The sequence below is a fragment of the Clostridium sp. CM041 genome (assembly GCF_055081035.1).
Genome location: NZ_CM143648.1, coordinates 1,096,739 through 1,121,625, shown reverse-complemented (window position 1 = coordinate 1,121,625; position 24,887 = coordinate 1,096,739). Strand labels below are relative to the sequence as shown.

General features: G+C 30.5%; 26 protein-coding genes. 12 read left to right on the top strand and 14 right to left on the bottom strand.

Annotated elements, in window-relative coordinates:
• Window positions 1–514 precede the first annotated feature (514 nt).
• Window positions 515–991, bottom strand: coding sequence for a hypothetical protein (locus ACWJJT_RS05350; protein WP_462956293.1), 477 nt, complete (start codon window positions 989–991; stop codon window positions 515–517).
• Window positions 988–1,293 (bottom strand): PadR family transcriptional regulator, encoded by a 306-nt coding sequence (locus ACWJJT_RS05345; protein ID WP_165414625.1) that lies wholly within the window; start codon window positions 1,291–1,293, stop codon window positions 988–990. Before ACWJJT_RS05345 ends, ACWJJT_RS05350 begins: the two co-directional genes overlap by 4 nt.
• Before the next feature lie 270 nt (window positions 1,294–1,563).
• On the opposite strand from ACWJJT_RS05345, the gene ACWJJT_RS05340 reads away from it, so the two are divergent.
• A complete protein-coding gene (locus tag ACWJJT_RS05340; RefSeq protein ID WP_462956292.1) occupies window positions 1,564–2,625 on the top strand; it encodes an ArsR/SmtB family transcription factor in 1,062 nt (353 codons plus the stop codon).
• A gap of 241 nt (window positions 2,626–2,866) precedes the next feature.
• Here the strand turns inward: ACWJJT_RS05340 and ACWJJT_RS05335 are convergent, their stop codons facing one another.
• Window positions 2,867–4,300, bottom strand: coding sequence for a DDE-type integrase/transposase/recombinase (locus tag ACWJJT_RS05335; RefSeq protein ID WP_258280699.1), 1,434 nt, complete (start codon window positions 4,298–4,300; stop codon window positions 2,867–2,869).
• A 174-nt stretch (window positions 4,301–4,474) separates the two neighbouring features.
• On the opposite strand from ACWJJT_RS05335, the gene ACWJJT_RS05330 reads away from it, so the two are divergent.
• The gene (locus tag ACWJJT_RS05330; protein ID WP_462956291.1) at window positions 4,475–6,172 is read left to right on the top strand and encodes an ABC transporter ATP-binding protein; all 1,698 of its coding nucleotides are present in this window, start codon (window positions 4,475–4,477) and stop codon (window positions 6,170–6,172) included.
• 304 nt (window positions 6,173–6,476) lie between these two features.
• On the opposite strand, the gene ACWJJT_RS05325 is transcribed toward ACWJJT_RS05330, so the two are convergent.
• Window positions 6,477–6,629 carry a hypothetical protein gene (locus ACWJJT_RS05325; protein ID WP_462956290.1) on the bottom strand — a complete coding sequence of 51 codons (153 nt, stop codon included), beginning with the start codon at window positions 6,627–6,629 and terminating at the stop codon, window positions 6,477–6,479.
• A 245-nt stretch (window positions 6,630–6,874) separates the two neighbouring features.
• Window positions 6,875–7,027, bottom strand: a complete 153-nt coding sequence (locus ACWJJT_RS05320) for a DEAD/DEAH box helicase family protein (protein WP_258876426.1) — start codon at window positions 7,025–7,027, stop codon at window positions 6,875–6,877.
• A gap of 408 nt (window positions 7,028–7,435) precedes the next feature.
• On the opposite strand from ACWJJT_RS05320, the gene ACWJJT_RS05315 reads away from it, so the two are divergent.
• The 3 genes from ACWJJT_RS05315 (at window position 7,436) to ACWJJT_RS05305 (ending at window position 9,831) form a co-directional block, all read left to right on the top strand.
• On the top strand, window positions 7,436–8,191 hold the full coding sequence (locus tag ACWJJT_RS05315; RefSeq protein ID WP_462956289.1) for a hypothetical protein: 756 nt from the start codon (window positions 7,436–7,438) through the stop codon (window positions 8,189–8,191).
• Window positions 8,192–8,428: 237 nt separating this feature from the next.
• Window positions 8,429–8,941: a DUF3189 family protein gene (locus ACWJJT_RS05310; protein ID WP_216303632.1), complete on the top strand. Its 513-nt coding sequence runs from the start codon at window positions 8,429–8,431 to the stop codon at window positions 8,939–8,941.
• Between the two features lie 500 nt (window positions 8,942–9,441).
• Window positions 9,442–9,831, top strand: a complete 390-nt coding sequence (locus ACWJJT_RS05305; protein ID WP_462956288.1) for a VOC family protein — start codon at window positions 9,442–9,444, stop codon at window positions 9,829–9,831.
• Window positions 9,832–10,029: 198 nt separating this feature from the next.
• Here the strand turns inward: ACWJJT_RS05305 and ACWJJT_RS05300 are convergent, their stop codons facing one another.
• Entirely contained in the window at window positions 10,030–10,320 is a 291-nt protein-coding gene (locus ACWJJT_RS05300) for a hypothetical protein (protein WP_216303634.1), read from the bottom strand.
• A 469-nt stretch (window positions 10,321–10,789) separates the two neighbouring features.
• On the bottom strand, window positions 10,790–12,325 hold the full coding sequence (locus ACWJJT_RS05295) for a transposase (RefSeq protein ID WP_462954445.1): 1,536 nt from the start codon (window positions 12,323–12,325) through the stop codon (window positions 10,790–10,792).
• Window positions 12,326–12,592: 267 nt separating this feature from the next.
• On the opposite strand from ACWJJT_RS05295, the gene ACWJJT_RS05290 reads away from it, so the two are divergent.
• From ACWJJT_RS05290 to ACWJJT_RS05280, 3 genes are all read left to right on the top strand, one after another.
• Window positions 12,593–13,525, top strand: a complete 933-nt coding sequence (locus ACWJJT_RS05290) for an ABC transporter ATP-binding protein (protein ID WP_462956287.1) — start codon at window positions 12,593–12,595, stop codon at window positions 13,523–13,525.
• Between the two features lie 18 nt (window positions 13,526–13,543).
• Window positions 13,544–14,338: an ABC transporter permease subunit gene (locus ACWJJT_RS05285; protein ID WP_220287064.1), complete on the top strand. Its 795-nt coding sequence runs from the start codon at window positions 13,544–13,546 to the stop codon at window positions 14,336–14,338.
• A 419-nt stretch (window positions 14,339–14,757) separates the two neighbouring features.
• Window positions 14,758–15,726, top strand: a complete 969-nt coding sequence (locus ACWJJT_RS05280) for a DUF2087 domain-containing protein (RefSeq protein ID WP_462956286.1) — start codon at window positions 14,758–14,760, stop codon at window positions 15,724–15,726.
• 344 nt (window positions 15,727–16,070) lie between these two features.
• Here ACWJJT_RS05280 and ACWJJT_RS05275 read toward each other — a convergent pair whose 3' ends face one another.
• From ACWJJT_RS05275 to ACWJJT_RS05245, 7 genes are all read right to left on the bottom strand, one after another.
• Window positions 16,071–16,580, bottom strand: coding sequence for a hypothetical protein (locus tag ACWJJT_RS05275; RefSeq protein ID WP_220287065.1), 510 nt, complete (start codon window positions 16,578–16,580; stop codon window positions 16,071–16,073).
• The gene (locus tag ACWJJT_RS05270) at window positions 16,564–16,881 is read right to left on the bottom strand and encodes a hypothetical protein (protein WP_216303638.1); all 318 of its coding nucleotides are present in this window, start codon (window positions 16,879–16,881) and stop codon (window positions 16,564–16,566) included. The genes ACWJJT_RS05275 and ACWJJT_RS05270 overlap by 17 nt, the downstream gene beginning before the upstream one ends.
• Window positions 16,857–17,402, bottom strand: a complete 546-nt coding sequence (locus ACWJJT_RS05265; RefSeq protein WP_216303639.1) for an RNA polymerase sigma factor — start codon at window positions 17,400–17,402, stop codon at window positions 16,857–16,859. The genes ACWJJT_RS05270 and ACWJJT_RS05265 overlap by 25 nt, the downstream gene beginning before the upstream one ends.
• Window positions 17,403–17,407: 5 nt before the next feature.
• Window positions 17,408–18,382, bottom strand: coding sequence for a hypothetical protein (locus ACWJJT_RS05260; RefSeq protein ID WP_462956285.1), 975 nt, complete (start codon window positions 18,380–18,382; stop codon window positions 17,408–17,410).
• 288 nt (window positions 18,383–18,670) lie between these two features.
• Window positions 18,671–19,204, bottom strand: a complete 534-nt coding sequence (locus ACWJJT_RS05255; RefSeq protein WP_216303641.1) for a cysteine hydrolase family protein — start codon at window positions 19,202–19,204, stop codon at window positions 18,671–18,673.
• 295 nt (window positions 19,205–19,499) lie between these two features.
• A complete protein-coding gene (locus ACWJJT_RS05250) occupies window positions 19,500–20,930 on the bottom strand; it encodes an MFS transporter (protein ID WP_462953047.1) in 1,431 nt (476 codons plus the stop codon).
• Between the two features lie 19 nt (window positions 20,931–20,949).
• The gene (locus ACWJJT_RS05245; protein WP_462953046.1) at window positions 20,950–21,384 is read right to left on the bottom strand and encodes a MarR family winged helix-turn-helix transcriptional regulator; all 435 of its coding nucleotides are present in this window, start codon (window positions 21,382–21,384) and stop codon (window positions 20,950–20,952) included.
• A gap of 195 nt (window positions 21,385–21,579) precedes the next feature.
• On the opposite strand from ACWJJT_RS05245, the gene ACWJJT_RS05240 reads away from it, so the two are divergent.
• The 4 genes from ACWJJT_RS05240 (at window position 21,580) to ACWJJT_RS05225 (ending at window position 24,808) form a co-directional block, all read left to right on the top strand.
• On the top strand, window positions 21,580–21,834 hold the full coding sequence (locus tag ACWJJT_RS05240; protein WP_220287069.1) for a hypothetical protein: 255 nt from the start codon (window positions 21,580–21,582) through the stop codon (window positions 21,832–21,834).
• Between the two features lie 155 nt (window positions 21,835–21,989).
• Window positions 21,990–22,325, top strand: coding sequence for a cupin domain-containing protein (locus ACWJJT_RS05235; RefSeq protein WP_462956284.1), 336 nt, complete (start codon window positions 21,990–21,992; stop codon window positions 22,323–22,325).
• Window positions 22,326–22,705: 380 nt separating this feature from the next.
• Window positions 22,706–23,908 (top strand): NupC/NupG family nucleoside CNT transporter, encoded by a 1,203-nt coding sequence (locus ACWJJT_RS05230; protein WP_462953045.1) that lies wholly within the window; start codon window positions 22,706–22,708, stop codon window positions 23,906–23,908.
• Window positions 23,909–24,214: 306 nt separating this feature from the next.
• Window positions 24,215–24,808 carry a sugar O-acetyltransferase gene (locus ACWJJT_RS05225; protein ID WP_462956283.1) on the top strand — a complete coding sequence of 198 codons (594 nt, stop codon included), beginning with the start codon at window positions 24,215–24,217 and terminating at the stop codon, window positions 24,806–24,808.
• Window positions 24,809–24,887: the final 79 nt, after the last annotated feature.

The following is a 24,887-nucleotide window of genomic DNA, read 5'->3' as shown; positions in this document are numbered from 1 at the left end:
TACACTTGTTACCTTATGTGCAAAACTTAGTGCAAAAATAGGAATAGTTATTTCTAATCAAGCATTAGATCAACGACAGTATATATAGACAATGAGGATATAGAATACTATAAGAATGGTGCTCCTAAAAAATCAAGTCTTTTAAAAAGAATCTACATTTCTGACATAATGAAACAGATGGGCGAGGGGGACCGTTATGAAATTAAGGATGTAAGGCAAAGGCGCTAAAAACAAGTCTTATACTATATAAACTAACAAATGGTTAATTGAAAAAAGAACACAAAAATCTGTGAAGAATGTTAAAAAAGGGTATAGAAAAAAGTGATAATACTATTGAATTATTAGGGATATCTATTTATATAACGAATATTAAGGAAGAAGTTTTAAGTGCAGAGCAGATTCATGAGTTTTACAGTTTAATGTGGTAAGTCGAAATAATTTTTAAAACATGGAAATCCATATTTAGTATACAGGTTGTAAAGTTAGTTAAAATAGAACGGTTTCAATGTCAGTTTTATGGAAAACTTATTTTGCTAGTCAATTTTTCAATATCGTTATAAAAACCTATTCTTTTTATCTTTGATGTCTTTCTATATTCAAGACATATTGCAGTATATTCTATTGCTGAATGTTCACTTATGTACAATAGTCTCGCAATTTTCAATGTATCCGCAGTTTTAAGTTCATCTATAACACTTACCACTGCCAAATAGGCTTTCAAATATCTGTCTATACTAATTACTTTATGGTGTGTTCTTATTGAACCAATTATTAATGAACGCTTAAAAACAGATTTAAGCATGATATCACTTATATTATTACCCATACTTATAATCACCTCCACTAAATTTAAAAGTCGTGCATCCATTGCATTAACAAAGACATCAATTATTTCTTTGAAAGAGAGCTTCCTTTTCTCTAAAATATATAAAAACTCATCTTCATAACGTTCTCTCCACTTTTTAGGATATAGATGAATAACCCATTTCATATCATACCTAACCTCTTAAAACCTAAGTTTGTAACATTCTCCATCTCTCTCAATTTTCCTTGTAAATATTCTCTGCCTTCAGGGGTAATTTGATAAGGTTTTCTCCTGTCTTTTGAGGGAACACTCTCAATGAACTTTAGTTTTTCAATACGACTAATAGCACCATATAATGTACCTGGTCCAATTTTAATATTGTATGAAATTTCGATATCTTCCATGATCGCATAACCATGTTTGTTACTCTCTGCTAAACTAATTAAAATAAATAATGTAGGTTCTGAAAATCGTTCAATTGAGCTCATTATTATTTGTTCATCTCCTATAACTTATTATGTTGCATGGTATATCACGTAACGTAATAGTAAACTACAAAAACCTATTTGTCAATATTAATATGTAGTAACCGTGTGATTACATTAATTTCTGCTCTGTTTAGTAATTAGATGGATATATAAATTACATTCAAATATATATCGAAATTATATTGACATTATATAGAGAATTGTCTAAAATGTATTTAGATGACATTCTAAGTAATACTTAGATACAAATATGAAGAATGAGGGGATAAAATGAAGATAATTTTTGATAAAAGGCAAGGTGTATTACTTGATTTGTTTGATAGTATATCCTGGGTATTGAATGATTGCCACAGGGAGATGCATTCAAAGTTTGAAGCAGAGGTCAACAAAGATGTAGAAAGAGCCGTAAAAGCACTATCTAAGATAGTTAATAAAAATATTGAGCTTTTAGAGGTATATTTTAAAGAAGGGTCACCATTAAATTATCCAATAGATAAGAACTCAGATATATGGGGCTGCTCTGATAAGGAGGAACTTATAAATTTTATAAGAAAGTTGAATGGTCAGCAAATTAAATATGAAGCGATTAAATCTATGGGAGAATTCAAGGAGGATGCTGCTTCTAAGGAAAAGATTAATGAGATACTGCAAAGTGATATCAAAATATTAGACTTAATAGAATCTTTAAAAGTGGATGATAACATGAAGTGGAAGCTACTAAAACTTATTAATAATAGTGACAAATGGGTAAGAGAATTTATGCAGTTTATTGAGGGATATATCTCTCAATATGAACAGACCATGGAGAAATATGAAAAATCAATACAAGTATTTAATAATTATGTTGAAGAAAATATAAATAACGACGGAATTAAATTTTTAGAGAAAATACTTGGAAACTTCAAGGATGTATTTTTAAAATTCGATGATTATGAGGAAATATACGTTAATACTATTTTTTTTAATTCAATAAGTTGTGCTTTTCATGAATCAGATAAAAAATTATATATGTTCTTGGGGAGGGATTTTGAAGCAACAACAAAACGATTAATTGGAGAAAATGAATTTGAAAAAAATATCAACATATTTAAAAATTTGTGTGATAAAACAAGGTTTAATATACTAAATTATCTTATGGATGGAGAAGTCTATAGTCAGGAAATAGCTAATAAATATGGGATTTCCATGGCCACAGTGTCATATCATATGAATTATTTGGCAAGTGTAAAATTAGTTAAATCTGAAAAAAGAGCGCAAAAGACCTATTATGTTGTTAATAAGGATACTTTAAGAGAGTCTATTGAGTTTTTGAAGAAAACATTTAAATTGTAAATAGTGATAGTGTTAACTAATCTATGAAAAAACAAGATTAAAAATTTTGGAATTTAAATTGCACCTTGAAAAGTGAAAATATACCTTAAAGGAATGAAATATTAGTTTTGTCTTCATCAAAACCTTGTAATTTTTTTGGTAAATAAAAAAAGTCAGCAAAAATATACCTAATCAGATTGTTCCTTTTTTACGGAACCCTGCCGGGTAAGAAAATTCAAACTATATTAAAAGGTAAATTCACTTATACAACCTGTTTTTCTATTATAAGTTGCTGTGAAAGTTCGATTAACTTTTGCCATTTTGCTGGCATAGTAGAAATCTTTTCAAGTTCAGGGATTGAGTTCAATGGTCCCCAATAAGCGTAGCTATGTGGGCGGAGAAAGTTGTAATATGCTACAAACAACGCCAAGTGCGTGTTGGAACCTTCTTCACTACCAAAGCCATTTGTAACCCTATAGGAAAATTTAAATGTTCTGTTGAGACGCTCTATTATTTGTTTAAGCCAACGATATTCGGTTGAAATAGGATCAGAGTTAGTAAGACCAATTACTTGGATTACATCGAAGTCCATGCCGTTAAGTTTAAACTGTTGCTCAGCAAGCTTATATGCAGTATAGCCATCAGCAACGAATTTAAGTGACTTGCCGGGAAACTCTTTGAACTTATCGAAAGCCATACGCATAGTCAAAATGCAAGGGCCAGTATCACGGCTAAAAGACGCTTGGTATCCTAAAATTGATTTCTTGATAGCGTCCATAACAAGCCAAACATATTGATGGACTCCTTTGACTTTAGTATAAGTTTCATCAGCAGCGAGGTAATCAGTAGGCTTATAGTCATAATTATCGACAAAGGGTTTAACTAAAGCGGCAGCTGTGACGGCGTATCTGCTAACCATGACATGAGATATTTTAACTCCATGTATTTCCCAAAGAGCAAGCGCCGTACGGCGTGTAGATAATCCTAAATTAATGTTATATGTTAGACATAGGCCCATTACATGAGACGAAAAATTTCTGAAATTTAGGCTAGTAGCACCTTTTGGCATAGAAGATAAATCTACATCAAAATAATTCGTTGTAAACTCACGATAAATGTAATGCAGTTTAAATCTGTGCTTATCTTTCTTGTATTCTTTAATATCTTCAAGAGAAAGCCTTGAAAGAGAATTCAGGTAATAATTACATTTTTTATTAACACATTTATGGATATAAAAGTTTTTACGGTCCTTCTTCTTACTTAAAGAGTGTCCACAAAATGGGCAAAGGAAGCTCTCAGTTTTAAAATTAACCTTATTTTTGTTGAAATGCAGATCACAAACTTTGCACCAAAGCTGCCCACGGCCTCCAGCGTTATCGTAGATATAGATGTGCGGAGCGCCACATTGAGGGCAGATGGTCTCTGGGGATACTGGATATTTACCACGAGAATTGACAGGTTTTTTATCCTTACCATGAGAGGTTTTATACTCATCTAATAGTTGATTATAATTAAGCTTTTCAAAAGTTTTGATAGTAGGCAATTTGTCTACAGTAAGTTTTTTATATTTAGGACTTGTCATATCGTATTTTGGAACTTTTAGCGGTATATTTTTAGCAATAAAAATAAGTAATTGTTTAATTTGAGAAAGTAATACTTGATTATAGGTAACTAACATTGATATAATTGTACTCACAATGACACCTTCCTTTTGGTATTTTGTTGAGTTCAGATACAACAATTATATCAAATAGAGGGGGGCATTGTTTTTTTATTTTAAAAACAACTTAAATCCTTGCAAATTCAAGGATTTATATAAAAAAAGTAAAGATAGTGTTTACACTATCTAAATAGTTGGGGGGGGAATAAAATGAAGAGGTATTTTTTCAAATTTAAGGGTCTACTTTCTGTAAATATTTTTATGATTGCACTTACAGCAGTAGCAAATGTGTATCTTGCTTTTATATTAAAATCAATTGTTGATATAGGAACAAAGGGTACGGTGAGTGAATTAAAGACAGCTTTGGTATTTTCTCTATGTTATGTGGTAGCAACATTTGCTATAGGTTATACAAGAAAGTTTTTGGAAGCTTTGTATATTAAGAAAACGTTGGTATCATTAAAAAATGATGTATTTGGTAAAATACTTGGGCAAAATTTAAAAAGCTTTAATGAAGAAAATAGTGCGAAATATATTTCTTTGATTACAAATGATATTAATATTGTTGAGCAGGATTATTTTATAAACATTCTTCAGATTATTTATAACGCTATATCCTTTGGAATTGCTACTTTTGCTATAATAAAAATGAATGTTTATATTACAATTGGTGTTTTTGTTGTTGGGGCAGTTACTATTATAATTCCTATGGCGTTTGGAAAAAAATTAGGAAAAAGCAAAAATATATATTCTGATAACCTAGGTATATTTACAACAAAGGTTAAGGATATGTTTTCAGGATTTGAAGTGATAAAAAGTTTTAATATTGAGGACAAAATTCAAGATGAATATAAAATATCAAATTATAGGGTTGAAAATTCAAAATATAAGTATTTACTGCTTAGTGCTTTTGTTGATGGTTTATCTGAAATAGGTGGATTTTTAATGTTTTTTACAGCAATGGGACTGGGAACTTATTTTGTTATTAAGGGTGAGTTAACAGTGGGTGCAATGATTGCTACAGTTCAATTGATGAATAATATAGTTGGGCCGCTTGTTGCAGTGTCAACAAGATTAAACAAGGTTAAAGCAGTTAAATTAATCGGTGAGAAGCTAGTGAAATTTGTAGGTGAAAATCAAAATCGCGATAGTGGGATTGATAAGTTAAGTTTTGAAAGGGGAATAACCTTTGAAAATGTAAATTTCTGCTACAGTGAAGAACGGAAGGCGCTAGATCGTGTATCTTTGAATATTAAAAAAGGTAGTAAATATGCAATTGTTGGGGGAAGTGGAAGCGGTAAATCTACTATAATCAAATTGTTTTTAAGGTATTATGAGAATTTTGAGGGAGCTATAAAAATTGATGGAGTTGATAATAGAGAGATTAAAGTTAGTGATTTGTATAAGTTGATTACGGTAATACATCAAAATGTATTTATGTTTGATAATAGTATAGGAGAAAATATTGCGTTATTTAAGGAATATGGTGAGGGGGATATTAAAAGGGCGGTAAAGCTTTCAGGACTTGAAGAATTAGTAGGTAGACTTTCTGGTGGACTCGATAGTAATGTTGGTGAAAATGGTTGTAATCTATCAGGTGGAGAAAAGCAGAGGGTGGCTATTGCTAGGGCATTGATTAAAAACACTCCAATCCTTGTACTTGACGAAGCAACATCATCACTTGATAATGAGACAGCTTATAATATAGAAAAATCAATTTTAGGTATTGATGAATTGACGTGTATGGTAGTTACACACAAACTTGTTGATGAAGTACTCAGAATGTATGATGGGATAATAGTAGTCAATAATGGAAGGGTAGAGGAGATAGGTAGTTTTGATGAATTAACACAGAAAAAAGGATACTTTTTTAGTCTTTATAATGTTACAAAGGAAGATGACAAGTGAAAGTATGTGGAGAAAGCGAATGCCAGTAGGACGAAAGTTCAGGAAAAAAGGTTATTGTCCAACAACCACAAACGGCAGCAATGCCTTTTTTCTTTTTCCTAAGATTGATGATAAATAGGTATAGTACATAAGATAAATCTTTGTACTATAGCTATTTACCTGCACTTCTCATATATATAGGTAATAAATTACTCCCATTAAAACTGGTAACATACCAATCCAGTTCATTTTATTCCACCACTTTTTTTAAATCGTCATATGTCTTACTGTTGCGATGTATAACTAATATTTATATTCTAAGATATTATAAGTCAAATCGTTCTTTTATCATCTTTGCAACCATTTCTGCTGGAAGAGTGGAATTATCGATTTTTATATAATTTTCAAATGGAATTTTGCCATCATTGCTGACACAACGATAGTTGTTGTCATCATTAATGAGTCTTTGGGTTGACATTTCAACATCTCTTTTTGTTGCTTTGTGCTTCAAACGATTTTCAGTAGCATTCCGTTGTAGTCTGATAGATTGAGGTGCAACAAGTTCCACATAATATATATCTGCACTATGTTTTCTAAAAATGTCACAGACATGTTCTACATAATTCCAATCGGATTGCTGGTCAAATGCCCACATATATGTGAAAATTAATCCGTAACAGTCAGAATTCGCAAATTCCTCAAAAATAACATCCCTCATTCGTGTTATTGCTTTTCCGTAAAAATATCCAAATGTCCTATTACAGGTTCAATAATTATATGATTATGGAATAACCGAAAATCCGTAATTTTGGCCAGTTCCTGTCCAACTGTCATTTTACCGACAGCAGTATCTCCAATTAAAAATACTAATTTCAAAACAACACCTCTTTTCTCAAATATAAACATTACTTCGCAATATTTTACGGTTGCAACATAAATATATGGTTAATTATCCTATTTTAACTTCGAATAAAAATAAAAAGATTTTATTTCAGAAAGAGGAGAAAGATTGAATCTCCATAGTAGAGCTAACGCCGCATCGTTCAATAGCTCGTTTCAGAAATTGAGCAATTTTCGTAGCTATCATCATTTAAGTATATACTTAAGGTGATAGCTTTTATCGCATAATTAACAAAATTGAGGTAAGTATTATCCAGTAATATGGGCAAACTAAAACTGGATGATAAACATGCCATAGGGAAATTACATATGTGGATACAAGAAGCTTTTCAATTTGATAATGAAGCGGCTAATTAAAAGATATTAAACCATGGAGGAGATAAAATGAGTTTTAAGATTATTGCAGACTATCATACTCATACTAATATTGCAAAGGGACATATTCCCTTATTTAATATTATTTTGGGAGAACATGCAAAAGGAAGTATTGAATCAAATGTTAAAGCTGGAATAAAAAGAGGATTAAAAGAAATTGCTATAACAGACCATGGTTATAAACATATTACCTTCGGGATGAAACTAAATCAATATGAAAAATTACGCAAATCAATTGATGATATTAATAAGAGTTCATTATTGAAGGCGAATGACTTTAAGATTCTTCTTGGCGTAGAATGTAATATTGTTACTAAAAAAGGTGATATAGATATTAAAGATGAAGTAATTGATTACCTGGACATAATTTGTGTGGGTTATCATCCTGGAGCAGTGCAAAATCCATTTTTATTGAGGAATTATACAGAAGCTGCGATTAATGCCATTAAAAAATATGAAATTGCAATATTAAATCATCCTTTAGAGCATGTTAATCCAAATATTATCGAAATTGGAAAGGTTGCTGTTGAAAGGAATACTGCTTTGGAAATTAACAGAAGTCATAAGAATATGGATATTGAAACAATAAAAAAGTTAAAGAATATGGGTGTTAAATTTTCATTGGGAAGTGATGCACACAAATCGGAGGATGTAGGGTATTTTGGTAAAGCTTATAATATTGCAGTTGAGGCAGGTCTTACAGATGATGATATTGTTAATGCTGATGGAAGTGCACATAGATCAATGAAATTATTAAGATATTAGTGTGGCTAGATTAAACTTTATTTCCATTTCGACAATTACTCTTAGAGTCTGTAAGAGCTACCTTTTTTTCGTTGCAATATATTATATTTATTTTATGTATAAAGAATTGTAGAAACATTTAAGTCATTAGAGAAAGTGTGTTCAAAGAATGTTTAATATCAATGGTTAATATCAATGTTTAATGCATATACTACAATTATAAAACAAAGCTAAAAAATAAGAAATAAGGTGATTTAAATGATATACATATATAATTGTTATGGAGGAACCCACTCATCTATTTTAGCAATCGCTTATCACTTAAAAATGCTGGATGAAACCCGAGAACCGACTAAGGATGAAATATTGGAATTACCTAACTTTAATAAGTTAGTATATGGAAATCGTGGAGAACTTTTTTATTATGGAAGTGATGAGGATGGTAATAAAGTCTATGTTGTAGGTAGGGGACGTTCAAAGGTTTTAATTCCTGGATTATATAATTTAGCATCTATGCTTCATAAACAAAATCTATTAAATGAAAAAATTATATTTTCCAATACGTCACCAACTGTTCCATTACCAATGACCTTTGGTGGATTATTTTCTAGATGGCTAAAAATTGATTTTATAGGAGTGCCCTTGCTTGTAAAGGGAGCAAAACAATCATACCAGGACGTTATAAAACTTGTAAATCACACAAAGAAGGCAGCAAAGGAAGATAAGTCAGGGGTTATTATTTTAGATAATAAGGAATTTAAGAAAAAATGATTTTTAACTATTATACGGGTTACATCAACTAAAAGCTGATGTAACTTTTTATTTCAAAATGGGAAAGTAATTGATACTGAGTTTAATGCTTTTTGTAATATACTCGTTTATTCTATCTTCTGAAAGATTTTATCATTCAATTAACAACTGCGTATCAAATCTGTATTCAAGCATAACTATTCTCCTTTTTCGTTTTACCAATTCTGATTTATATTTTGGTTAATTATAATATATTTTTTAAATATCACACTATTTAATAAACAAAGAACATCTTTTATCAGTTGCTACGTAATACGGATCTTTCACGACATAATGTTTTTATGTAGGTTTATATATTAATTGCCTTTTCCTTGTATATTATAAATATATTCATGCTATAATTACTACTATATACAAATGGTTGGAAGAAGAATATGTTGATAATAATTCATTAAATAATACACATTCTGGAACCCCGCAAGGGCGGTTTGTCTAAAATATAGGATTAAGGATGTGTTAATATGAAAATCGAACATGTAGCTATATGGACTAAAGATATTGAAAAATTAAAGAAATTTTATGTGGATTATTTTGATGGCATTGCTGGTGATAAATATACTAATATAAAAAAACATTTCGAATCATATTTTATTAAATTTGAATCAGGTGCTAGACTTGAAATTATGCAGATGACGTCAATTCCTTCCAATTTAAATGATGCTATTAGTCAATATATTGGCTTAATTCATATTGCTTTTTCTGTAGGGAGTGTCGAAAAGGTTAATAGACTTACTGATACATTAAGAAAATCAGGTTACATGGTAGTAAGTGAGCCACGTTATACTGGAGATGGTTACTATGAGAGTTGCATTTTAGACCATGATGGAAATCGAATAGAGATAACAGAATAAGGCTGATATTTAACATTATTATGTTATTGTCCAACTACCACGAACGGTAATAATAGTATAATTAAATAAATGATTTGCGTCGCAACAGTATAAAAAGACGACGTAAAAATACTGTAAAATTCATTTGAATTTTACAGTATTTTTAAATATTATTCGGTTTTATTAGTTGTGACGTTTTATAAGGAAATTATTCAGTTTCTATATCCTTTTATAATGGCCACTTATTTTATAATACGGAATTAGAACGATTGGCTGATTTGCAGGTGTAAACAAATCTATTCCCCCTTGGTTTTCATCTGGTCTAAAATATTTCATCCCAAACTTTTCTACCACCCATCCTTTAACTCCAATAGGGATTGAACCATAATTGCCATTTTTCTCAACTGATTCAAATGATGGCATTGCATTACCTGTCGCGCCAATCAGTGTGCAGTAACATCTTTCTGTAATTTCAATTCTGTATAAATTCTTTGTTTCTAAAGGACTCATAGAAATCTTCTCCTTTCTTTATTTAAAAGTTACACGGTCTAATGTTACAACTTCAACCTAATCCCATATAAATTATAACATATTATCCATATTTATACACGATTACATTCATATAATAGAGATGAATATAAAAGAATATATATTATTTACCACGGATGGGAAAAACCAAAGGAGAGAAGTGGATTATAAATTCAGATGTAATGCTAGATATTGTAAATGATTTTATTGGGAAAATTATCTCAAGTGAAAATTTTATGCTTGCAGTAAATTTTTTGAACTTTTTGTCCCAGTGTACGTTTAATTAGTATAGTCGGAAAACAATAATTAACAATTTCCATATTTAAGTATTAAAAGTGCTTATTTGAATGAAAAGTTATATTTGAATTAATTACGGGCATGACAAAAAGACTTTTTTATACACTATTAAAAAAAGCCGTAGGCTGGTTATTGAATTGAAATTTATTTTAAATTACGCAGCTATATTTTTAAGAGTTGGGAAAATATCAGCAAGGGCTATTAATTTTTCTGATGCCCAAGCATCTATGAAACAGCAAAATGCACCAAGAAATACCCTTGTTATTCTATACCCAACAGAATAAATAATTGCATCTTCAGCATGAAAATTATTATTTATTCTATCCCAACACCTTTCAGTAGTTGAACGTCTTTTATAAAGAGATTTCCATTGTTTTGAACCTCTTAATATTGGAGTAAAATACCTTGGGTTATCTAATGTTTTAGTGTAATAAGATTTATTGCTTTTCATAGGACATTTTTCACAGTTTTCACATTGAACTGGGAATAACCATTTATGTCTATATTGTTTAGTAATAATTCCCCAATTACGAAGCTGATGTCCACAAACAGTTCCGTGTGGAATAGCATTCTTATCAAGTTTAACAAATTCACTATTTGATGATGGTTTTGAAGAACGTGAATTTAAATCAATAATAGGATTTATTCCATAATGCATGCATAAAAGATAAAAAGCATTAGCATCATAAGCAGAATCTAAGGCTACAGAATGAAATTTAATTTCAGGATATAAATCTACAAGTTCTTTAAGTGCATAAACTCCAGTAACAGCATCATGGCGTGCCGCGCTAACAAATTTAATATGGATAGGTAGGCTGTAAAAGCTATCACAGGCAGTAAATCCATGATAGGTATGACCATAGTAATAATGTTCATTAAAGCTATCCCAACCCCAGCTAGCACTGGGGTCGGTAAACTTTCGATAACAGTCACAATGTTCTCCTGGTTTAAGTTTGCAATCACAAACTTTTTTACCGTAAGGCGAAGCCTGTGTTGGCATACAGGTTCCGTCGCCAGCAATATTTAGTTTAGAAGGATCGCCCAAAATACCCATTGATAAAGAAGGAATAACAAATAATTCTTTAAGTATGTTGTTCATTTTGGATTCGCTTCTGTCAAGGAGCTTTAAATTATCAAATTTTAAGATTCTTTTAACTAAACGGTCAACTACACCAGATTTGGAGTTATTCATCTTTTGGTTTTTCTTTTGCTTTTTACGTGGTTTACGTTTAATTTTACGCAGTTTGGATTTATTAAGGATCTTATCCTTATGAATCAGCCTATCCATAAAATCATAAAAAGTACCTACACCAGGAAGTCGGTCAACATGTATGCCTTCGGCTTTAGAGTCTGAATAGCAAGCGGGTATAAAACCAGATAAAATTGAATAGAAAGGGTCTGAACGTAATGTTTTTACCCAAGAGGATATACTAGTTTCTTTACAATAAGCCATGATAATAAGTGACCTGAGTAATGCTGCCGCATCTTTTGGCGGAGCTCCTTGATTAGATTTAGAATAAGTACTTTCTATTAGAGGGACAATTCCGGTTAGGTCGGTAGACCATATTTTAGTTATTTGTGAACTACGCTCAAACAAAGTGATTTGTTGATTGGTTTGAATATAGAATTTTTCTAAAAATGTTTCAAGAAAATATTGATATTGGGAATGAGAAACCTTAACAGTTAACATAAAAACACTCCTCGCAAATGAAATAATGTAAAAAATATACATATTTAATTTTGCGAATTTTTACTAGCTGTCAAGTCTTATTTCACAATGTTTAAGTAAAAAAAATAAAAAATAATACGAATAGCTTAAATTTTCTAGGTTATTCGTACAATATGAGGCACCACGAATTTTTGAGGTGAAGTTGATTTTTGAGCAAAATGAATCAAGAGTTAGCAGTGCCTTAAGAGTTTCCGAGAGTGCACGTTTAATAATTGTGAGGTGAAAAAAATGAATGCAATAAATATATCGAATCTTAAAAAATCTTATGATGGAAAGACTAATGCAATAAACAATATAAGTCTGCGCATACCCAAGGGTGAAATATTTGGATTTCTTGGTCCTAACGGCTCGGGAAAAACTACTACTGTTAGAATTCTCAATGGAATTCTTTCATCAACCTCAGGTCATGCTGAAATTTTAGGAAAGCCTGTGAATGAACATAATCTTGAACTCCATAGATTATGTGGAGTTATGACCGAAAGTTCTTCCTGCTATGAAAATCTTACGGCTGAGGAAAATCTAAAATTCTTTGGAAGAATGCATGGTATGGAAGAAAAGCTGCTGAGGCAGCGCATAGATTTCATTTTAAAAAGGCTGGAATTACTAGATATAAGAAATAAGAAGGTTAAAGCTTTAAGTACAGGGATGAGGAAGAGAGTGTCTCTAGCTATAGCTATTATTCACAATCCTCAAATTTTATTTCTTGATGAGCCTACTTCTGGCTTGGACCCAGAAAATGCACTTAATGTCTCAAAACTTATAAAAGAACTTGCAGAAGAAAATGAAGTTACAATCTTTCTTTGCACTCATCAGTTAAAATACGCTGAAAATATTTGCACATTGTATGGCTTTATAAATGATGGTAATATTCTTGGATTCGGTACTTTTGATGAACTCGCGTCAAAGAAAAATGCAAGTCTTCAATTAAAAATCAGGGGAATAAAAATCAGGGGAAAAAATATTTCAGAGAAATTTGGACTTATTCATGAAGATCATAATCTATATAGTAAATCTATTTCAGGGGACGCCGAAGTGAATGCTATTATACATAATATAATAGCAAACGGCGGAGAAATTTATGAGGTGCTGCAACAGAAATGGTCCCTGGAGCAGCTGTATTTTATGTATATAAAAGGCACAGCCGACGGTGTAACATTGTAATAATGGGGGTGGATTAATATGAATAGAAATGAAAAAGTATTAATTAAAAAAGATTTAAATGAAATAACAAGTTCAAAGCGGGTAATTGTGCCAATGGCTATTGTACCAATTGTTCTCACCGTACTTATACCTTTGGCGTTAATTATCGGTGTCAATTATATCGGGAATGCTTCAGATGTCTTAAGAGGGTTCGGCTCTCTTCTTAAAAAGCTACCTTCTGAATATAAGGCATATAGTCCTGCACAACTTGTAATAAAAATTGCTATAAATTATATGTTTCCATCATACTTTCTTATAATTCCCATAATGTGTTCAGGAATTATTGGAGCCAGCAGTTTAGTAGGCGAAAAAGAACATAAGACAATGGAGACACTACTTTATACACCAATATCCATGGAACAACTGCTAAGGGCAAAGATTTTAGGCGTTTTTATACCATCCTATATTATAACCCTGCTTTCATTTATAGCTTTTGGCATAATAATCAATATAAGTGGATTCATATATTTTGGAGGACTTATTTTTCCAGATATAAAATGGCTCATTATAATACTTTGGATTTCACCTGCTATTAATTTGTTATCCTTAACCTTCACTGTGATGGTATCAGCAAAGTCAAAAACCTTTCAGGAAGCACAGCAGGTAAGTGGAATTCTTGTTCTTCCTGTAGTTATTCTATTGGTAGGACAAATGACAGGTGTAATTATGCTTAATAACCTTATTATGTTTACAGCGGGTGGTGTTCTCCTGATAATTGATTATATATTAATAAAGAGAATTTCTTCTAAATTTATTCCTGAGAAGCTGATTTAAATATAGGGTATTGTTCTATTTACATTCCCACTATCACTTGCATTTGTTATCCATTTAATCTAACGACTTAAGTGCATATTGGAAAGATTAGAATTAGATAGGATAAATCGTATTACAAATGACACAGGCTTTCTGTGAAAGCATTGATATAGCTTAATTTAAATAATGAAATTATCATCTAAATAAATTGCAGATATAGAGTGTATTTCAATAATCATAAATGAGATAGCCATTAAAATAATAAAGACGTAGAAATTCACTTTAGATGAAATATATACAGATATTTGAGAAGTAATAAAGAAGGAGAATCCTCTGATGATGTGGGTTCTCCTTTTATTTTATTTGTTACAAATTTATAGTTGACAAAAATAAAGAAAAAATGTTATGCTGTCTATGAAATTAATAGACAGGAGAAAGATATGAATGAGTTTATTCGCAGTGCAACTATTGAAGATTTTAAAAGAAGTTATGTATGGGATGGTAAAAAAGCAGAATTTATTTGTTTAATATGTGGAAAATATATTGGCGAAAATGATGAAAGTGTAAATATTCATACTGCAAATCATGGAACTCCTATTGAAATGCTGCTGATGCTGGACAAGAAATACACAGGATTGACTGAAATTCAAAAAGAGTTTTTAGATATGGTATCTAATAAATATAGTGACAAAGAAATAGCAATGAAGCTTGCATGTGCAGAATCCACAGTAAGAAATATGAGATTTGCATTGAGAGAGAGGGCAAGACAAGCACGGGCATTTTTGGCGGTTATGGAATTAGCTGAGGAAAAGATGCCAAAAATAAAAAATCCGAAGCTTCGTGTGTTCCCTGTTAAAGAAGAGAAGCGGAAAGCATTATTACCAAGGTTTGCTGATTTGTTTGAACCTGATAGAGAATATACGGAAGCTGAAGTAAAGAAAATCATTAAAACTATTTATGAAGATGATGCAATAATACGACGGTACCTGGTAGACCATCGATACTTGAGCAGAACCAATGATGGCAGCAAATATTATAAGAATTGTGAGGAAAATATAATGAGAAATATAAATAAAAAAGAAATTATAAACAACTATAAGCAGAAAGAAATACAGATGGGTATAATTCAAATATATAATACGGTTAATGGATATTCTAATGTGAATATATGTACAAATTTATATAAGCCCTTTGAATCAATTAAGTTTCAATTAAATTTAGGTAGGATTAAAATTAAAAGATTACAAGAGGATTGGGCTGCTTACGGAGAGAATGCCTTTGAGTTCAAAGTTGTAGAAAAACTTAAACCTAATGAGGTATCTACAGATAAAGAAAAGGTTGATGATTTAAAAGATCTTTTAAATATGTGGATTGAAAGTCAAGGAGAGAACCTAAAGTTATATAAATAAATATTAGGGCAGAAACTGTATATGTATTTTTAGCAGAAAAAGATATTAAACACTGTAGAGGTCGCCATTTATGCTGGTTCAAAAGTCCAGGACAATGTGTAATTAAATAAATTGAAAATTAAGGACATTCAATATAGTACAACTGGTGGTATGTTTTCAACTCAATATTCTGTTATGATTGTTATTGAAGGAGATGAAATACTCTGTTAAGACAGAGTTTTCTTAAATTGCGTCATAAACGAATGTACGATTTAATATAAAATCGTACATTCATAAAAATATAACTTTTCATTATATAGGAAATATCTTGGGATGACATATAGGAATATTATAAAGGAATTATACTATTTCTTTTGATGTGGCTTCACTAGAAGATATACCCCAATAAATATAAAAAGTACTGGTACAAAGTATATTCCTATGCTCTGTTTTATAAAATCATATATTGAATTACTTCCAAATAATTTATTAATAATTGAAAGAACACCTATTATCACCAATGCACAGCCGACTATTAGCCCACTTTTATCTTTCATGTTTTCTATAGTATCATTATTTAGATTTTCTTTCTTATTGAAATTATGATAATTACTAAATATAAAGTCAGAGTCACATACATTTTCGCCGCGATCAAGCTTATGAGCGATATTGAATGTGTCAAAGAGCAAATAGAACCAAAGTGGAATTTGAATTACGCTTGTTAATCCTCCTAAACCAATAAATCTAAATAAGGGTTCCACCATGAAAAATATAACCATCGCTTGTATTCCTTTTTTCATAAGTCCTAAGTACATATATCCAAGCCCAGGAACTAAGGCCGCCATAAAGGTTAAAAAATCATTTCTTTTTTGCATTATATCCATCTCCAATCAAATATTTTAAATCATTCATGTTTTCATTATATTTATATTGCACAACCATAATTTCTGTTTTTAATCTGCATTGTGTTTTAATTATTTTATATTGTAAGTTAGTACTAATTATCAGCATCATAGTCAGCCCTGCAACAATTAGTGACATAGCAGGAATATCTATTGAACTTTTTTTATTCTTTTCAATTCTGTTTATTAGCTTCTCATTATAATTGCTACTTAGCTCATGTTCTTCAAAGGAATTTAGTATTAGTCTATCTAAATCATCCCATTTTTCGTGCATATTTCGATATCCCCCCTTTGAATTTCTATCCTCAGTTTTTGTTTTGCCCTATAAACTCTTCCCTCTACAGTTTTTTGAGATACATTTAAAACCTTAGATATTTCCTTTTCCTTTAACCCTACATAATAGTATAATACTACAGCTTCTTTTAAATCTCGTGGAAGGCTACATATGCATTTCCTGACATGATTTTTCTCATCTATGTCACATTCCGTCGGTTGAATATTATTAGTAAAAAGTCCGGTTAAAAATCCCTTTAGATTTCTCTTTCTCTTATAATCTAAAGCTTTTGATATTGATATTTTATAAATATATGTGGATAACGAACATTCTTCTCTAAATTTTGCTATATTATTATACAAGGCAATAAATACTTCTTGCGACAAATCTTCAGCTTCAAAGTAATCTTGAGTATATGCATAGCATAAAGAGATAACCTTTCTTTTGTACTTATTTACTATTTCAATAAAGCTCTCATTGTCCTTGTTTCTAAGTCTCTCTACTATTTGGTGTTCTTCCAAAAAAATCACTCCTGACTATTAACACTCACTACCCCATTAGCAATATCAACTTTTAATTTACCGTCCCCATTCCCAATTTTTGTTGATATTCCTTTATTTACTCTTTTCTCTCCATTTACTATACATGCTCCACTATTTATATTCGCGTCTACATTTAAGTTCTTACTCTCTGTGTATACAGTAATCTTACCATTACTTGCATTCATATTTATATCTTTACAAAGTTTATTTCTAAAATATATATTAGCATTAGAAACATTTATATTGCTTTTTTCAATATCTCCCTCTAAGGAAATATTTGCATTACTTGCATCAATATCTATATTAGATTTTATATTTGAATCAATAGTTTTTATCTGACAATTAGCAGCATCGATTTTTAAATTGTATCCATAAGGTACATATATATATGCCTTGACATGTTTAATATAACTTTCTTTAATATTAACCTCATACCCCTCCATAGTTTTTTCCTCAGCTATTTTATAATCATTAACAGAACTATTTTCTTTCACATAGATATCTGCTTGGATTTTTATATTTTGGTCTTGTGATCTACAAATCTTAATATCCGCATTGGGAGCTTTAAATACAAGTCTATTTCCATTAATAGATAAGGTTTTAGATGTACTTATTTTTTTTGTGTTATTTAAAGAACCTATTTTAAAGTTTTCGTCGTTAAATTCAATGCCAGACCCAACTTTATCTATTATGCTTCCAAATTTTCCGGATAAATTTAGGAATACATTTATTCCTAAATACAAAAATATAATTAAAATCGTCAAGTAATTAAATTGATTTCTACAGTTCTCATGCTTTCTATTAGACTGTATTAATATCTCTATTCCCAGTAGAATGAAAATCCCAGGCCACCATATAAAAATTTGCTTACCAAGTTCTGGATTATTCATATATATAATCATCCAGATACCAAGAAAAATTAGCCCTATTGAAGAAGTAATCGTACCTATTTTTCTCATAAAAATCCCCCTTTAATTTAGTTCTCATAGGTTTAGACGTATGTACTATGAAAAAACCCACAGACTTTTTTAAGTTTTGTGGAATTTTTTATTATATTATTAAAATGTAGGTACATGGACCTTGGGAATAGTCTAATAGAATACCATAATAGGTATAACTTCTTGTCCATCACTAATTCCGATATTGGGGTTAGAGGCTAATTGCCTATAATATCAAATATTAGCTATAAATAAAATAAAAAAGCCATCCAATATAAATTTCGTTATATTGGATAGCTTTATTATTAGTTAACCTATTAATCTTTCTATTGTATTATCTAGGCATTCTACAATACCGAATCTACCATTAAATATATTAAAGTTATAATGTTCATATAGATCTTTAGCTAATATATTTCCATTATTAAATGTTGTATTTGTTTTCTCAGGTATAATTAACTTAAACCCATACTCAAATGCAACTTTACAAGTAGTATCAAAGCAATACTCTGTTTGCATACCTGTCATAATTAATTTGTTAATACCTTTATTATCTAAATAATCTTTTAAAATTGTCTCCTTAAAAGCAGAATTAAAAGTTTTACTTATTACCGTTTCATTTATAGCAGGACTTATTTCTCCATAGATTTTCCAGCCTTCTGAATTAGGCTCTAATTCACCCCCAATTTTATCAGTATGTTGAATATAAATTACTTCTACATTTTTTTCTCTACATGTTTTAATTAATTTTTTTATATTACTAATGACCTCTTCTACTGCGAAAGGCTTGGCTAAGACTAGTGCATTTTGAACGTCTACAACTAAAAGGGCTGTATTTCTCATAGTTATATCTCCTTTTTAATTTAATCTATATAAGACTAATATTTACTTAATTATACTATTAATAATGTATATTCCATAGAAAAATATGTTCAGATTGAATACCTAATGCATAATTCATATGTATCTTTAGTTGACTTCGCCGTTATTTTATCATGATTATGTCAATTTTATGTCTTAAAGTGGATTTTGTCGTGAATGTTGGCGGTACGTATAAAAACTATTAAGTTAAAAATAAATAACGCAATCAATAATACTATTGATACGGGAATATAATATTGTGTAGATCAGGTATTTTTTAGTTTTCTAATTTATCTTTACGATTAAATAATCTCAAAGAGGTTAAAATTGCCCCAATCATACAAATAACCGCTGCAGTTATATATACAGTTTTCATGCCGTAAATAAATGCATCATTTCTTCCTACTACGTAATCTGTTACATGATATCCAATTTTATAGCTCATCATGCTATACAAAAGAGTAGTAGATAAAGCTATGCCGCATACCATTCCCAAATTTCTTACAAGTCCATTTATACTCCCTGCAATGCCTAGCTTATCCTTTGATACTGTTGACATTATTAAAGAAGTATTAGGTGATTGGAATAACCCAGTACCCAGTGACATAACCCCTATAAAAATTACCATGCTTATAGTTGAAGATTTCTCATTTAGAGTTGACATTAATATTAAACCTAAACTTAAAACTACTAACCCAATAAAAGTTAAAATTTCTGAGCCTATTTTATCTGAAAAATGTCCACTAAGAGGTGCCACCACAGACAAAACTAATGGATAGATCATAAGTAATAAACCAGTAGATGAAGGTGAAAAATTCATCACATCCTGAAGATAAAAAGGTTGAATAATACTTGAGCAAAAGATGGCTACAAAGGATATGAATCCACAAAATATACTAAGTGAAAACAATTTATTTTCGAAAATTTCTAGCTGTAATAAAGGGTCTTCACATTTCTTTTCCACCATAACAAATACAATAAAAGAAATAATTGCGATTAAAAACCCTAATAAAATTATGGGCTGAGTAAATCCAACCTCTTGACCTTTACCTAAAGCTACAAATAGAGGAACTATAGCAAACATAAACAATAACGCTCCTGGCACATCTAATTTTCCTTTTGCTCTTTTGTGTTCTTTAGGAAGTATCTTAAAACTATAAAGTAAAGTTATTATACCTATTGGGACATTTATTAAAAAAATATATTCCCAACTAGTAGCTTGTACTATAAATCCTCCCAGTGGAGGCCCAACTAAAGCTCCAAGTGCCACGAAGGATCCTGAGATTCCTAGTGCTTTCCCTCTTTCATTTGATGGAAATACTGCAGTGATAATCCCTTGGCTGTTTGCCATAGTGGCTGCGGCGCCTACGGCTTGTATTACTCTAGCTAGGACTAAAACAAACAGTGAACTTGTTACTCCACAAAATAAAGAACCAAGTGTAAATAAAGCTATACCAAACTTGAATATCTTTGTTTTAGAAGCTATATCCCCCAATCTTCCAAAAACTAATATAGTTGCTGAAATTATAATTAAATAACTGGTTACTACCAGTTGAATACCTGCTGATGTCACATTTAAAGATTTAGCCATAACAGGTAAAGCTACATTTACAATGCTACTATCTAGGGTAGACATAAAAACTACCATTACAATTATAATTAGAATTACCCATCTATGTTTATTAATGCTATTATTTGCTGCTTCCATTTATATTCTCCTTTTATCCTTATAATTTAAAATTTTTCATATTATTTAAAATCTTATTCAATGAATCTAGGGTAATAACTTTCTCCTTTCCACTTAAATCATTTGTTATTAGACCTTCCAACTTATGAATTTCATTGAGCACATTTGGAATTATAATCTTAGCCTCCTGTGTTAAATATAATTTATATGCTCTAGAATCGGCCTCATCCTCTTTTCTATCTAAGTATCCAAGGTTTATAAGTTTTGTGACAGTCCTAGCTGACATTGCCTTATCAAAACCTAATTCTTTACTTATTTTATTCTGGCTTATACCTTCATTTTCATTTAATACAAGTAAATATGGGTAAGAACCACTGCTTAATTCATATTTCTTTAACACCTTATCCAAATAAACCTGGGTGGTTCTAAAAATTTTATTATTGAGTTTAATTAAATGCATTATATCTTCTTTCAAAATTTAACCCCCTTATACTCAAGTATATTAAAAAACTTCTTGTTTTAATTGACAAGTCAACCTTATTATAGAACGATTTTGTTGACTCGTCAACCATATATTTAAACCAAAAATACAGGTATATTTTAAGATTTCTGTAGAACATTATATATATATAGTAGGTTAAAAAATATTAATGATATGGCGGTGTATAAAATGTCAATGAAAAGTACAATTTATGATGTCACAATAACAGAAGAGGGGCTTGAAGATTATAAAGCTGATACGATTAGTGCAAAAGACATGGCTGAAAATCTAGGTATTGATGCCGTTATGACTGATTTTCAGTGGGATGAAGGTATAGAGAGAGGTTTAATTCTTACTGCCAGAATCATAGATGATATATCAGTAGAAGATGCTTTATCCGAATTGAAAAATGTTGACTATATTGATCATGTAGAAGAAAGTTAGCAAAATAAGTTGTACCGCAATTTGGTAATATACCCCGGGAAATTTTCTGAAGGAGACTGCAACTGTCGATAATTATTATAAAAGGTAACGTAAGTTACGGACTTTTATCACTAATAGTAATATACTGTAATTAAAGAATTTGAGGGGGTAACAGTATGAAAAGCTTAATTAAAAATATAGAATTCTCAAAAGTAATTGATTTAAAGAATTTAATATCTTATCAAGAGGCCCAGGTTATAAGTAGAACGATTGCGCAGACACCATCTGTGAGTATTACATTATTCTCACTGGATAAAGGAGAAGGTATCAGCACCCACGTAACTCCTGGAGACGCTATGGTTCAAGTATTAGATGGTGAAGCGGAAATTACCATAGATAATGATGTTTTCAATGTTAAGGCAGGCGAAACAATAATCATGCCTTCTAATGTTCCTCATGGACTTGAAGCTCGCGCAAGATTCCAAATGCTTTTAACGGTGATAAAAGGTTAAATAATTAAGGTTGTAGCAATAGTAGCTCCGCATATGCTTTTTTTTAAAAAAGCACTGAAAACTTTTCTGTTGATTAGTTTTTAGTGCTTTTGTTTGCCAGAAAATAAATAAGGGCTAGTGGCTGCAATATCCTATTTTTTTAGAAACTTAATTTATTTTATTAAATTCGACAATTTATTTAAATAAAGACACCAATAATTACTAGCCTTTGGTATAATAAAGTTATAAGATTTTAAAATAGTTGTATAAAATAAACTAATAAGGCATGCTGAAAAATAGACAAGCGTATTGACTTGTTATTTTTAAAGGTTCTTAAAGGGTTAAATTATCAATAATTAGTAAAATTGTATAAGAATTAGGAAAAGGTGGAGGAATAATTTATGATAATAGTAAGAAACTTATTAGGGATTGTAATGTTATTTGGTGTTTTATATCTAGTATCAAATAATAAGGTCAATATTAATAAGAAATTAATTATTAGGGCATTTGCTATACAATTTGTAGTGGCAATCTTATTAGTTAAAGTTCCATTGGGAAGAGTAGTTATACAAAATGTATCAGATGGGGTTAGTAACGTTTTAAACTATGGTAGTGCGGGGTTAAACTTTATATTTGGATCATTAGCAGACGGAGCTGCACCAACAGGAATGGTATTTGGTATACAAGTATTAGGTAACATAATATTTGTATCAGCATTGGTTTCAGCTTTATTTTATCTAGGAGTTTTAGGGCTTGTAATTAAAATAATAGGTGGAGCAATAGGAAAGGTTATTGGAACAAGCAAAGTAGAAAGTTTTGTGGCAGTAGCAAATATGTTTTTAGGGCAAACAGATTCACCATTACTTGTAAGCAAGTATCTACCTAAAATGACTGAAAGTGAAATAATGCTAGTGCTTGTATCAGGTATGGGTAGTATGTCCGTTAGTGTAATAATGGGATATGTTGGTCTCGGAATACCTATGGAATATCTTTTAATTGGTAGTACATTAGTGCCACTCGGAAGTATAATTATCTCTAAAATATTAATTCCAGAGGCAGAAGTGGCGAGTGAAATAGAGAATTTAAAAATAGATAATAAGGGTGATAATGAAAACTTAATATCAGCTATTTCAGAAGGCGCATCTGCAGGGCTTAATATGGCTCTTGGAATTGGTGCAGTACTTATAGCAATAGTAGCACTAGTTGCAATGCTTAATGGGTTTCTTGGAATCTTTGGAGTATCACTGGAAGGAATACTCGGATATGCATTTGCACCAATAGGTTATTTAATGGGTGTTCCGAATGACCAAGTATTACTTGCAGGGCAATTACTTGGAAGTAAGATGGCGTTAAATGAGTTTGTAGCATTTGGACAACTTGGTAAAGTAATTAGCACATTAGATTATAGAACAGGACTTATGCTTGCAGTATCATTAACAGGTTTTGCAAACATATCAAGTATGGGAATCTGTGTATCAGGAATATCAGTATTCTGTCCAGATAAGAGAGGACAACTATCAAAACTTGCTTTTAGAGGAATGATAGGTGGTTTCTGTGTAAGTATATTAAGCGCATTAATTGTAGGTTTAATTATTGCAATATAGAATATTAAAGTTAGTCATATAAAATAATAATATAAAAAAAGATATGGGATTCATAGTTTAAAATGAAGCCCATATCTTTTTTTGTAAACTGAAGTTCACTATTTGCTATAGTACATTTAATGATTTCCCTATCTCGAGATTTCTCAATGTTCTACATATAAACATAATAAACTAGTTTTACAACTTTTGAGTTCAAATTATCTAAAAATATAATTATTCATATTTTGGATTTAAATGACAGTAAATATGGTAGAATAATAAGAGAAAATGATTTTCAAGCGTTATATAATATGGAGGGAAGAGGCTATGACAGAAAAAGAAAAAATGTTAAGTGGAAAACCATATAAAGCATTCGGAGAAGAACTATTATCTGAACGCCAATATGCAAAAGAAATGATATTTGACTATAACACTCTACGCCCAAGCCAAGGTGAGAAGCAAATGGAAATTGTAAAAAAATTATTAGGTGTAGTTGGGAGTGGGTTCCATATAGAATCACCATTTCGATGTGACTATGGATATAATATTTCTATTGGAGAAAATTTTTATAGTAACTACAATTGTACTATTTTAGATTGCGCTAAGGTTACAATTGGTGATAATGTTATGTTTGCACCAAACGTAAGCCTTTTTACCGCAGGTCATCCTATTCATTTTGAACCACGCAATGCAGCACTTGAATATGCATTTCCAATTAATATAGGCGATAATGTTTGGATAGGAGGTGGTGTTATAGTAAATCCAGGAATTACTATTGGTGATAATGTAGTGATTGGCTCTGGTAGCGTTGTAACTAAAGATATTGCATCTAATTCTATAGCTGTAGGTAATCCTTGTAAAATAATAAGAGAAGTTACAGAGGAAGATAAGAAATACTACTTTAAAAACTTTAAACTTTAAAATTAAATAAGATTCCCCTATAAAATAGATATTTACAAATAACACCGGCTAGATAGCGGTGTTATTTTTTGTACGTCCA

What these genes read in the sequence shown, in the direction of transcription:
- ACWJJT_RS05350 (WP_462956293.1), bottom strand. Translation starts at nt 991, where the DNA reads ATGAAATGGGTTATTCATCTATATCCTAAAAAGTGGAGAGAACGTTAT.
- ACWJJT_RS05345 (WP_165414625.1), bottom strand. Translation starts at nt 1,293, where the DNA reads ATGAGCTCAATTGAACGATTTTCAGAACCTACATTATTTATTTTAATT.
- ACWJJT_RS05340 (WP_462956292.1), top strand. Translation starts at nt 1,564, where the DNA reads ATGAAGATAATTTTTGATAAAAGGCAAGGTGTATTACTTGATTTGTTT.
- ACWJJT_RS05330 (WP_462956291.1), top strand. Translation starts at nt 4,475, where the DNA reads ATGAAGAGGTATTTTTTCAAATTTAAGGGTCTACTTTCTGTAAATATT.
- ACWJJT_RS05325 (WP_462956290.1), bottom strand. Translation starts at nt 6,629, where the DNA reads ATGTCAACCCAAAGACTCATTAATGATGACAACAACTATCGTTGTGTC.
- ACWJJT_RS05315 (WP_462956289.1), top strand. Translation starts at nt 7,436, where the DNA reads ATGAGTTTTAAGATTATTGCAGACTATCATACTCATACTAATATTGCA.
- ACWJJT_RS05310 (WP_216303632.1), top strand. Translation starts at nt 8,429, where the DNA reads ATGATATACATATATAATTGTTATGGAGGAACCCACTCATCTATTTTA.
- ACWJJT_RS05305 (WP_462956288.1), top strand. Translation starts at nt 9,442, where the DNA reads ATGAAAATCGAACATGTAGCTATATGGACTAAAGATATTGAAAAATTA.
- ACWJJT_RS05300 (WP_216303634.1), bottom strand. Translation starts at nt 10,320, where the DNA reads ATGAGTCCTTTAGAAACAAAGAATTTATACAGAATTGAAATTACAGAA.
- ACWJJT_RS05295 (WP_462954445.1), bottom strand. Translation starts at nt 12,325, where the DNA reads ATGTTAACTGTTAAGGTTTCTCATTCCCAATATCAATATTTTCTTGAA.
- ACWJJT_RS05290 (WP_462956287.1), top strand. Translation starts at nt 12,593, where the DNA reads ATGAATGCAATAAATATATCGAATCTTAAAAAATCTTATGATGGAAAG.
- ACWJJT_RS05285 (WP_220287064.1), top strand. Translation starts at nt 13,544, where the DNA reads ATGAATAGAAATGAAAAAGTATTAATTAAAAAAGATTTAAATGAAATA.
- ACWJJT_RS05280 (WP_462956286.1), top strand. Translation starts at nt 14,758, where the DNA reads ATGAATGAGTTTATTCGCAGTGCAACTATTGAAGATTTTAAAAGAAGT.
- ACWJJT_RS05275 (WP_220287065.1), bottom strand. Translation starts at nt 16,580, where the DNA reads ATGCAAAAAAGAAATGATTTTTTAACCTTTATGGCGGCCTTAGTTCCT.
- ACWJJT_RS05270 (WP_216303638.1), bottom strand. Translation starts at nt 16,881, where the DNA reads ATGCACGAAAAATGGGATGATTTAGATAGACTAATACTAAATTCCTTT.
- ACWJJT_RS05260 (WP_462956285.1), bottom strand. Translation starts at nt 18,382, where the DNA reads ATGAGAAAAATAGGTACGATTACTTCTTCAATAGGGCTAATTTTTCTT.
- ACWJJT_RS05255 (WP_216303641.1), bottom strand. Translation starts at nt 19,204, where the DNA reads ATGAGAAATACAGCCCTTTTAGTTGTAGACGTTCAAAATGCACTAGTC.
- ACWJJT_RS05250 (WP_462953047.1), bottom strand. Translation starts at nt 20,930, where the DNA reads ATGGAAGCAGCAAATAATAGCATTAATAAACATAGATGGGTAATTCTA.
- ACWJJT_RS05240 (WP_220287069.1), top strand. Translation starts at nt 21,580, where the DNA reads ATGTCAATGAAAAGTACAATTTATGATGTCACAATAACAGAAGAGGGG.
- ACWJJT_RS05235 (WP_462956284.1), top strand. Translation starts at nt 21,990, where the DNA reads ATGAAAAGCTTAATTAAAAATATAGAATTCTCAAAAGTAATTGATTTA.
- ACWJJT_RS05230 (WP_462953045.1), top strand. Translation starts at nt 22,706, where the DNA reads ATGATAATAGTAAGAAACTTATTAGGGATTGTAATGTTATTTGGTGTT.
- ACWJJT_RS05225 (WP_462956283.1), top strand. Translation starts at nt 24,215, where the DNA reads ATGACAGAAAAAGAAAAAATGTTAAGTGGAAAACCATATAAAGCATTC.